7 protein-coding genes and 1 pseudogene are annotated in these 9,833 nt (G+C 65.3%); 7 read left to right on the forward strand and 1 reads right to left on the reverse strand.

What is annotated here, in order from left to right:
- Window positions 1–363: 363 nt before the first annotated feature.
- Window positions 364–1,604, forward strand: a pseudogene (locus B3587_RS09025) (IS256 family transposase).
- A 176-nt stretch (window positions 1,605–1,780) separates the two neighbouring features.
- Here B3587_RS09025 and B3587_RS09030 read toward each other — a convergent pair.
- Window positions 1,781–3,208 carry an aldehyde dehydrogenase family protein gene (locus B3587_RS09030; protein WP_099699109.1) on the reverse strand — a complete coding sequence of 476 codons (1,428 nt, stop codon included), beginning with the start codon at window positions 3,206–3,208 and terminating at the stop codon, window positions 1,781–1,783.
- A 236-nt stretch (window positions 3,209–3,444) separates the two neighbouring features.
- Between B3587_RS09030 and B3587_RS09035 the strand changes: the two genes are divergently transcribed.
- From B3587_RS09035 to B3587_RS09060, 6 genes are read left to right on the forward strand one after another with little or no spacing between them, the layout of a single operon-like run.
- Window positions 3,445–4,254 (forward strand): VOC family protein, encoded by an 810-nt coding sequence (locus B3587_RS09035; RefSeq protein WP_292727993.1) that lies wholly within the window; start codon window positions 3,445–3,447, stop codon window positions 4,252–4,254.
- The gene (locus B3587_RS09040) at window positions 4,251–4,724 is read left to right on the forward strand and encodes a RidA family protein (protein WP_180279734.1); all 474 of its coding nucleotides are present in this window, start codon (window positions 4,251–4,253) and stop codon (window positions 4,722–4,724) included. The genes B3587_RS09035 and B3587_RS09040 overlap by 4 nt, the downstream gene beginning before the upstream one ends.
- Complete coding sequence (locus tag B3587_RS09045; RefSeq protein ID WP_292727995.1) at window positions 4,721–5,638, forward strand: MBL fold metallo-hydrolase; 918 nt, start codon at window positions 4,721–4,723, stop codon at window positions 5,636–5,638. The genes B3587_RS09040 and B3587_RS09045 overlap by 4 nt, the downstream gene beginning before the upstream one ends.
- 25 nt (window positions 5,639–5,663) lie before the next feature.
- A complete protein-coding gene (locus tag B3587_RS09050) occupies window positions 5,664–7,355 on the forward strand; it encodes an FAD binding domain-containing protein (protein WP_292727997.1) in 1,692 nt (563 codons plus the stop codon).
- Window position 7,356: 1 nt separating this feature from the next.
- On the forward strand, window positions 7,357–9,012 hold the full coding sequence (locus tag B3587_RS09055) for a thiamine pyrophosphate-dependent enzyme (RefSeq protein WP_099699114.1): 1,656 nt from the start codon (window positions 7,357–7,359) through the stop codon (window positions 9,010–9,012).
- Window positions 9,013–9,016: 4 nt separating this feature from the next.
- On the forward strand, window positions 9,017–9,688 hold the full coding sequence (locus B3587_RS09060) for a GntR family transcriptional regulator (RefSeq protein ID WP_292728000.1): 672 nt from the start codon (window positions 9,017–9,019) through the stop codon (window positions 9,686–9,688).
- The last annotated feature ends 145 nt before the right edge of the window (window positions 9,689–9,833 follow it).

A 9,833-nucleotide genomic window follows, 5' to 3' on the forward strand; every position in this document is an offset into this window, starting at 1 on the left:
GCAGTTTTCCATGGCCGCCGACACCTCTACCCGTCGACCGGTCGAGGTCGAAGGAGGCATCGATGGGCGAAGTAGCGAACACCGCGATAGGGCGGCGGCCCGACGGCCGTGGCTTGGCGCCCCACGCCGGCGGTGATCGAGGGACCGTCGGCCCCGGTCTCGTGGGACTAATCCAGGCACAGCACAACGTGGCCGTCGACCTGCGTCGCGTCCCCTTGTCGCTCCACCGCGTCACCCGGAGACCCGGAGGAGAGTCCCGTGGAGTGGTGGGGTTTGAGGACCGGCGTGGTGGCGTGAAGTAGGCGGCCATCGGCGGATCTTCGGTGTGAAACGACCAAGTCACGCACTGAAGGAGAACCATCGATGGCCTTGTCCCAGTCTGCCCTGTCCGAGCTGCTCGAGGCGTTCCGCACCGGCGACGGCGTCGACATGATCCGCGAATCGGTCCGCACCGTGCTGCAGGAGCTCGTCGAGTTCGAAGCCGCCGGTGTGATCGGCGCGGAGCGCTATGAGCGCGCCGAGGACCGCGTCACCGAACGCAACGGGACCCGCCCCAAGCTGCTGGCAACCAAAGCCGGCGACATCGAAGTCCGGATTCCCAAGCTCCGCAAGGCCTCCTACTTCCCCTCCATCCTCGAGCCGCGCCGCCGCATCGACCAGGCGCTGTACGCGGTGGTGATGGAGGCCTACGTCCACGGCGTCTCGACTCGCAGCGTCGATGACCTGATCGTCGCGCTCGGCGCCGATTCGGGAATCTCCAAGTCCGACGTCTCCCGGATCTGCGAGCAACTCGACGAGTCCGTGGGCGCGTTCCGCACCAGGGCGCTGGACCACATCGCGTTCCCCTACGTCTACCTCGACGCGACCTACCTGCACGTGCGCCACAAGCCCGGCCAGGGAGGTCAGGTGGTGTCGATGGCCGTCGTGGTCGCCACCGGGATCGCCGCCCACGGCTCGCGCGAGGTCCTCGGCCTCGACGTCGGGGACAGCGAGGACGAGACGTTATGGCGCAGCTTCCTGCTAAGCCTCAAGCAGCGCGGCCTGGCCGGGGTGCAGCTGGTCACCAGCGATCAGCACTCCGGCCTGGTCAAGGCACTCAAGCGGTCCTTCCAGGGCTCAGCCCACCAGCGCTGCCGGTTCCACTTTCGCCCGCAACCTGTTGGCGCACGTCGCCAAGACCCACGCCGACATGGTCGCCGCCGTCTTTCGCACGATCTTTGCCCAACCTGACCCCGAGGCCATCAGCCAGGCGTGGGACGAGGTCCGCGACCAGGTCGCCAAGACCTTCCCCAAGGTCGCGCCGCTGAGGGACGAGGCCAAGGCCGAGGTTCTCGCGTTCACCGCGTGCACCAAGGCCCACGGGCGCAAGATATGGTCGACCAACCCGCTTGAGCGGGTCAACAAGGAGATCAAGCGCCGCAGCCGCGTGGTGGGGATCTTCCCCAATGCTGCCGCAGTGATCCGGCTCGGTCGGGGCAGTCCTGATCGACATGCACGACGAGTGGATCGCCGGCGACCGCCGCTACCTATCCGAAGAGTCCATGGCGATGCTCGACACCACCATGGATACTGGAGATCACGCCGCGATGGAGAGCGGCGAGTAGGGCACCGGGGATCCCCTCAAAGCCCACCACCCAGCGGGGCTCTGTCAAGGAGCCTAGGTCCCGGGCTGCCCCATGTGCCGAGAAGGGCGGCTGCCTGGGATGTCCCGGCTCAGCCGCCATTCCCGTCGATACGTACCCTTAGCGCACGCCCCCGCCCAGTGAACGGGCATCACGACTCAGAGGTCATGTCCTAGGTAGACGGACTTCGTCCAGGTATAGAAGTCGAGCGCGGCGGAGCCCTGCTCGCGAAAGGTGTTCGTCGAGGAGGCCTTGACCCCGCCGAACGGTACATTGAGATCCAGGCCGGTGGTGGGACGGTTCACCTTCACCACCCCTGCCTCGGCATCGGCGGCGAAGCGCTGCGCCGAGGCCAGCGAAGAGGTGCAAATGCCCGCGGACAAACCGTAGACCGAGGAATTGACGGCGCCGATCGCCTCATCGAGATCCTCCGTCGGCAACACCGCGATCATTGGCCCGAACACCTCTTCCGTGACCACCGGGTGGTCGGCACGTAGCCCAGTCACCACGGCTGGGCGTAGCAACCGGCCATCGGCTTCGCCGCCGAGCAGCACTCCATCGGCCCGCGCCTGCTCCACCGCCTTGATGTCGTTGCTCAGTTGAGCATCGGAGACGACCGGTCCCATCGTGGTGCCCTCGGCGAGTCCGTCGCCGGGGACGATCTTAGCGGCAGCCTCTGCCAGCGCCGCGACGAACGTGTCGTGGATCCCGCGGGTGGCGTAGACACGGGAGGTCGCCGTGCATGCCTGACCGGTCAGGGCGAAGCCGCCGGCCGCGGCGACCTGAGCAGCAGCCACCGGATCGGCGTCGTCCAGCACGACAAGGGCGTTCTTGCCACCCATCTCCAGTTGCACGCGGGCCCCTCGGCCCTGCACGACCTCACGGATGTGGTGCCCGACCCCGGTCGAGCCGGTGAACGAGATCGCACTCACATCCGGATGCGTGCACAGCGCCTCCCCGACCACTGAACCGGGGCCGTTCACGACATTGACCACGCCGTTCGGCAGGCCCGCCTCCGTGAGCGCCGTCACCAAATGAGACACAGACAGCGGGGTTAGATCGGCCGGCTTGATCACCACTGCGTTCCCGCCGATCAAAGCGGGCGCCATCTTCCACGCTGGAATGGCGATCGGGAAGTTCCACGGCGTCACCAATCCGACCACGCCGAGCGGTTCCCGACGGGTGTACACCATCGTGTCGGGCGTTGCGCTCGGGAGCACCTCACCGACCTCGCGCCACCCGAGGGAACCGAAGAACCTCAGGATGTCGATCGCTCGGCGTACCTCACCGAACGCTTCGCTGAACGTCTTACCCTCCTCCCTGACCAGGTCTTTGGCCACCATACGATGCCGTGACCGCAGAATCTCCGCGGCATCGAGCAGGATCGCTCCACGGGCAGGCAGCGGCCGCGCGGCCCAGCCCAGTTGCGCCTCAGAGGCTGCCGCGACAGCCTCGGCGACGGTGTCAGCGTCCCCGCTGGCGACCACGCTGACGACGCTGTCGTCGAAGGGATTGAGGCGTTCTACGACTGGGTCTCCTACCCATTCGCCGCCGATCAGGTGGTGAATCTTCGTTGGTGAAGACATGTCCTGCACGCTCCTTTGCGTTGTCGCGATGCGTCGAAGCTCCCAGAGGCATTGCCAGCAGCTTGGTTCCAGTATACATTGTCGCATACTGGGCTGTATACAGACACGACTCGGCCCGCCCAGGGTGGCGGACAACGAAAGGACCCAGGCGTCAGATGAGAAACATTGGACACTTCGAGCAGGCGGACCTCCGGGTCACCGACCTCGGCGCAGCCTCCGACTTCTTCATCAATGTGATGGGCCTGGAGGAGATATCGCGCGACGAGAACGCTACGTACCTGGGCTGCGGCTACGACAACAACGTCGACCTGACCTTGGTCAAGGGCGGCACAGGAGTGCAGCGCTTCACCCTCCGCACCGGCGATGGTGACGACTTGGACTGGGCAACCCACCGTCTCAGCGACGCGGGTGTCGAGCATGAGCTGCTCACCGACGCTGCCCCGGGCCAGACCAATTCCCTGCGCTTCACCCTCCCCGAGGGCCATGATATGGAACTGGTGACCGTCCAGGACAACCGTTACCGCGAGGCGTATCGGCAGCAGCCGGCGAGGCACGGGGTGACGCCGATCGACGGCGACCACATCAATCTCATCAGCTCGGACCGTCGGGCGTTGGGCCAGTTCATGTGCGACGTCCTCGGCGCGCGCGTCTCCGACCTCATCGTCGATGAGGAGAGCGGCGAATGGTTGAACTGCTGGATCCGCACCAGCCATGTGCACCATGACGTGGCGGCTTTCCCGCTGCGCGCTAAGGGTCAGAGCCTGCACCATTACGCCTTCGAGTACGCCTCGCTCGAGCACATGGCTGCGGCGCTGGACGCGATTGCCGCCGCCGGTCACAAGATCGAGTTGGGGGTCAGCAGGCACCCGGTCGGCGCGAACTTCTACGCCTACATGTGGACTCCGGGCGGCAATCGGATCGAGCTGAGCTGCGGTGGGTCGGAAGTGCCGGCCGCGGCCGAGCCCCGCGTCTGGCGCGGCCTTCAGGACACTCTTGATGCATGGGCAGATCCCATCATCCCGGGCACCTTCACCGAGGGATCATGACGAGCGTCCTTGAGAGGATCGAACGGGCTGGGCTCGAACTCCCGCCCTCGAACACCTCTAAGCCCGCAAAGCTCAAGCGCATCGGTCAGGACGGCAACACGCTGTATCTCTCCGGAACGGGCCCGTGGCATGGCCCCACGCTGTTGTTCAGCGGCAAGCTCGGACACGACCTCGATCAGGAGGTCGGCTACCAAGCCGCACGCGCCACTGCGCTGAACCAGGTCCGCATCCTTCTCGACGCCGGCTACGACGTGGATCGCATCCGATGGGTCAAGGTCAACGGGTTCATCAATTGCACCCCGGACTTCCACCACCCCAGTGAGGTGCTCAACGGCTTCACCGATGTCATCGTCGCGGCCTTCGGCGAAGAGCGCGGACTGTCGGCGCGCACCGCCTGCGGTGTCGCCAGCATTCCTTGGAACATGCCGCTCGAGGTGGAAGCCGTCTGCGCGCTCGAGGACGCAGAATGAACCGGACTGGACGCGCGCCGATGCCGCGCCTAGAGCGACTGACCGACGGCGTCTACGCCCATGTCCAGCCGGACGGCGGCTGGGTGCTGTCCAACGGCGGCTTCCTTCCCGGCGGCAAGGGCGGGATCGTGATCGACACCACGGGCACCGAAGAGCGCAACCGCAGCCTCATCGAGCAGACGGCAGCGATCGATCCTCACCCGGTACGGCTGGTCATCAACACCCACCACCACGGGGACCACACCTACGGCAACGCGATGTTCGACAAAGCAGACATCCTGGCGCATCGCGCCTGTCGCGACGAGATCATCACCGCGGGACTGTCGATGCAGAGCATGTTCCCGATGGTCGATTGGGGGCATGTGGAGGTACGACCGCCGACTATGGCCTTCGACGGCCAGCACACCATCTGGCACGGCGACACCGAGCTGCAGCTGCTCCACCTCGGCCCCGCCCACACCAAGGGCGACATCGTGGTGTGGCTCCCCGAGCAACGCATCATGTTCACCGGAGACCTGGTCATGGGCGGAGTCACACCGTTCTCGGGCATGGGCACGGGGCGGGGCCTGATGGCCACGCTGGGCAAGCTCCAGGACCTCAGACCGCGCATCATCGTTCCCGGACACGGGAGCGTGGGGGGCCCCGAACTGCTCCAGGACCAGATCGATTACCTCCAATGGCTCCTGAAGATCGCGCAGGACGGACGGACCGCCGGCCTCGAACCCCTCGAGCTCGCGCGCGAGGTCGATCTCGGTGCCTATGCCGAGTGGCCGTGCTCCGAACGACTGGTGGCCAATCTGCACCGGGCCTACTTCGAAGTCGCGGACGAACCCCTTCCACCGGTCGACCGAGCCCGCGCCTTCAAGGAGATGGCGATCCTGGCCGGGGTTCCCGATCTCGTGAGTCACGCATGATCACCCAGCTAGGTCAGGAGGCCACATGAAACCGGCGCCCTTCGCGTACAGCGCTCCTGCATCCGTCGCCGAGGTGATCGGGCTGCTGGACATCTTCGAGGACGAGGCCAAGGTCATCGCCGGGGGCCAGAGCCTCGCTGCGATGCTCAACATGCGACTGGCCCGACCAGCTAATCTCGTCGACCTGCGCAAGCTCGGGTCGGAGTTGAGCTACATCGTCGATGAGGGCAGTCAGGTTCGGATCGGCGCCCTGACCCGGCACGCCCAGGTTGAGCGCTTCGCGTTCGTCGGTGCGCCTAGCCTGTTGTCGAAGGCCGCTCCGTACATCGGACATCCATCCATCCGTTCACGCGGCACCATCGGTGGATCCGTGGCGCACGCCGACCCTGCTGCAGAGTTCCCGGCAGCCCTGACCGCCTTGGGTGCCCGGTTCGTGCTGCGATCGGTCGACGGTACGCGCGAGGTGACACCGGAAGAGTTCTTCCTGTCCTTCTATATGACCTCTATCGAGGCAACAGAACTGCTCACCGAGATCGTCGTGCCGACGTGGGGCCCCACCACGGGAACGTCGTTCGTCGAGTTCGCCCGGCGCTGCGGTGATTTCGCCGTGACCGGTACGGCGGTCGCTGCCGAGTTGGCGCCCGATGGCGCTATCGCACACCTGGGCATCGGGATCTGTTGGGGCGCGGACTCCGAGGAATGGGTGATCTACCTTTCCTACCTGCCCAATGACCTCGACCGGCTGGATGAGAGTCTCGTTCTCGACCGGGTCCGCCGCTGCCTGGGCACCCCGGACTTCAAGCTCGACGTGCGCAAGATCACCCACTGGAGCTGGGAGCACCTGGTCGCCGAACGCGTGCAGGTCGGCCGCGTCTTCCTCGTCGGGGACGCCGCACATCGACACCCGCCCATGGGCGGCCTCGGCCTCAATGCCGCTGTCGGAGACGTCAGCAATCTGTGCTGGAAGCTCAAGTTGGTCATGAGCGGAGTTGCCGAGCCGGACCTGCTGACGACCTACGCCGAAGAACGCCTTCCCGTCGGCGCATACTACGCGGACCGCTCGATCGAGAATCTGCGCAACTACGCCCGCCTCGATGCCGTGCTCGGTCTCTCTCAAGACAAGACGCCCGAGGAGAACTGGGCAGCTGTCCGTCGCTTGTGGGACAACGATCCGCGGCATGACGAGTTCCGCCATGAGGTCAAGAGGGTCTTCGCGAGCCAGTCCATGGAATATCGGGAGCACAACGTGCACGAGGGGATGCGATACGCGTCCGGCGCGGTGATCCCCGATGAACTGGGCGAGCCGATACCGAACCCGGACCCCATCCGCCTGTACATCCCGTCGACCGTCCCGGGCACCCATATCCCCCATGCCTGGGTGGAGCGAGGCGTCGAACGGCTCGGTGTGGACCAACTAGTGGAACCAGGGCACTTCTTGTTGATCGCAGGGGAGAACGGTGAGGACTGGCTCGAGGCGGCGGAACGCTGTGCCGACGAGTTGGGGGTACCGCTGACCGCGGTGAGCATCAGCCACCTCGATGGTCAGTGGCTCGATCCCCGGCTGGCCTGGGTCAAGCAGCGCCAGGTGGGCGCCGACGGCTGTGTGCTGGTCCGCCCCGACCGCTACGTCGCGTGGCGTTCCGAAACGAGCGTCCACGATTGCTCCTCGACACTGGCGGCGATCCTCGGACGGCTACTGGGCAGGGAAGGAGCCTGAAATGGTCAACGTAGGTCATCATCTGGTCCAGGCCCTGGTCGCCGCCGGAGCCACCCGGTTCTACGGGGTGCCCGGAGAAAGCTACCTGGAGGTGCTGGATGCCATCGAACAGCATCCTGGCGCTCAACTGATTTCGACACGTCATGAATCGGGAGCGTCCTTCGCAGCAGAAGCGGACGCCAAGGTTTCGGGGCAACCCGCGGTCGCCATGGCCACGCGCGCCGTCGGCGCGGCGAACCTGTCCATCGGCGTCCACACCGCCTACCAGGACAGCACGCCCATGATCGTGCTGGTCGGTCAGGCCACAACCGGCAATCTGGGCCGCGAGGCATTTCAGGAGGTCGATCTGCCCGACTTCTTCCGGCAGATCACCAAGCATGCGATCACCGTGCACGATCCGAACCGCATTGCGGAATACACCGCCCGCGCGGTCCGGATCGCTACCTCTGGCCGGCCGGGACCGGTGTTGTTGGCCCTGCCCGAAGACGTCCTGGCAGTCGATACCGATCCGGAGGTTGCGGGCTGGGCTGCGCCACAGGCGGCGCGTCGTGTCTGCCTGGGCTGCCCGTCGGCGGAGCAGACCACGCGGGTGTCCTCATTGCTGTCGGCCGCCGAACGCCCGGTGTTCATAGTGGGCGAAGCATGCCGAGGCTACGAGGATGACCTTCCTTTCCTTGCCGAGCACTACGGCGCGGGGGTCTACACCGCGTTCCGTCGACAGGATCTATTCCCGTCGATGCACCCCAACTTCTTGGGGCATCTGGGTTTGGAGGCCACGCCGCAGATCCGGCAGGCTCTCGACCACGCCGATGTGGTGCTGGCGTTGGGAACCCGACTCGACGAGATCACGAGCGGTGGCTACTCCCAACCGAAGCCGAGCAGTACGGTCATTCAGGTCTATCCCTCCGATCAGGAGATCGGCCGTTCCGTACCGGTGGACTTGGGGATCGTCGCCGATGTGGGGTTGTGCCTCGAGGCGCTGCTCGAAGAGGAACCTGCGCCGCGCAAACACGACTGGTCCGGCGCGCATGCGGCGTACCTCGCTCACGCCGAAGTGGGTCCGTCGCGCTCGACGGCCATGCTGGATGCTGCCATCGTGGTCAAGCGGCTCATGGAGGGCTACGAGGGCGCCGACCCCATCGTGACGAATGACGCAGGAAACTTCTCGGCCTTCCTGCACCGACACTGGGTCTACGGACCGAAGTCCCAGGTCGCGCCGATCAGCGGGGCGATGGGGTACGGCATCCCCTCCGCGATCGGCGCCAAGCTCGCTGCCCCGCATCGAGAGGTCCTCGCGGTGGCCGGTGACGGCGGGTTCCTGATGAGCGGACAAGAACTCGAGACAGCCGCTCGGCTCAGTCTGCCGTTGGTGGCCGCGGTGTTCCGCAACGGCCTCTACGGCACCATTGCGATGCATCAGGCGCGTCGTATCGGGCGCTTCTCCGGGGTCGACATCGGGCAGGTCGACATCGCCGGTTTCGCTCGTTCCCTGGGCTGTCTCGGATTCACCGTCACCGAGGAGACCGAACTCATCGAGGCCGTCGCCAAGGCACGGGCGCATGATGGCCCAGCGGTGCTTGACATCATGATCGATCCAGGCGTGCTCTCACCCGGAATGATCCTTTCGGAGACCACGTCATCGTTGAAAGCGGAATGAGGCTATGGAAATGTTGAGAGCCGATGAGCGAGCCGAGGCAACTTTATCGGACATCGCCTACGAGAAGATCCGGCTCGCGATCCTGCTCGGCACTCTCCGCCCCAACCAGAGGCTGGTGGAGGCCGAACTCGCCGAAACCCTGGAGATGAGTAGGACGCCGATCCGCGAGGCGCTTCGCCTCGTGGAGTTCGACGGTTTGGTGGACCGCCGCGGGCACGGCGTCTATGTTCACGAGCCAACCCTGGACGAGATTCGCGAATTGTACGAGGTGCGGGCCATTCTCGAGTCCGGCGCCGCCATGATCGCGGCACGTGATCCCGATCCTGAGCTGCTCGGCGAACTGGCCCGAATCGTCGACGAATCGTCGGCTGCGAGTTTGCAGGAGCGTAGCGAGTACGTACGCCTGAACAACGAGTTCCACCAAACGGTCATGAAGCTGTCGGGCAACGGAAGATTGGAAGTGGTTTACAGACATTCGACATACTTCTGTTTCAATCACTCACTGGAGAACGCCTACGACAGCACCGATATCCAACTTGCGCTGCAACAACACCAAGAGATCCTGAACGCGGTACGTGACGGTGAACCAGCCGAAGCCTCGCGTCTGGCTTGGGACCATGTCATCAGCGCTCGCGACGTCGCCCTGGCCAAGCTGATGCTGCGTGGCGCCGTGTAACCCGGCATTCAGCCGCTTCGACAAGGAAGAGTCATGAAACTCGAGAACGAGATCACCATTCCCGAACCAGCCGACAAGGTGTACGCCATCCTCACGGGGACGAGGCGCTTTACGACACGCTGCTGCTCCCGCAGCGCCTGCGCCT

Origin of the sequence: Microbacterium sp. UBA837 (assembly GCF_002296025.1) — a bacterium.
GTDB lineage: Bacteria > Actinomycetota > Actinomycetes > Actinomycetales > Microbacteriaceae > Microbacterium.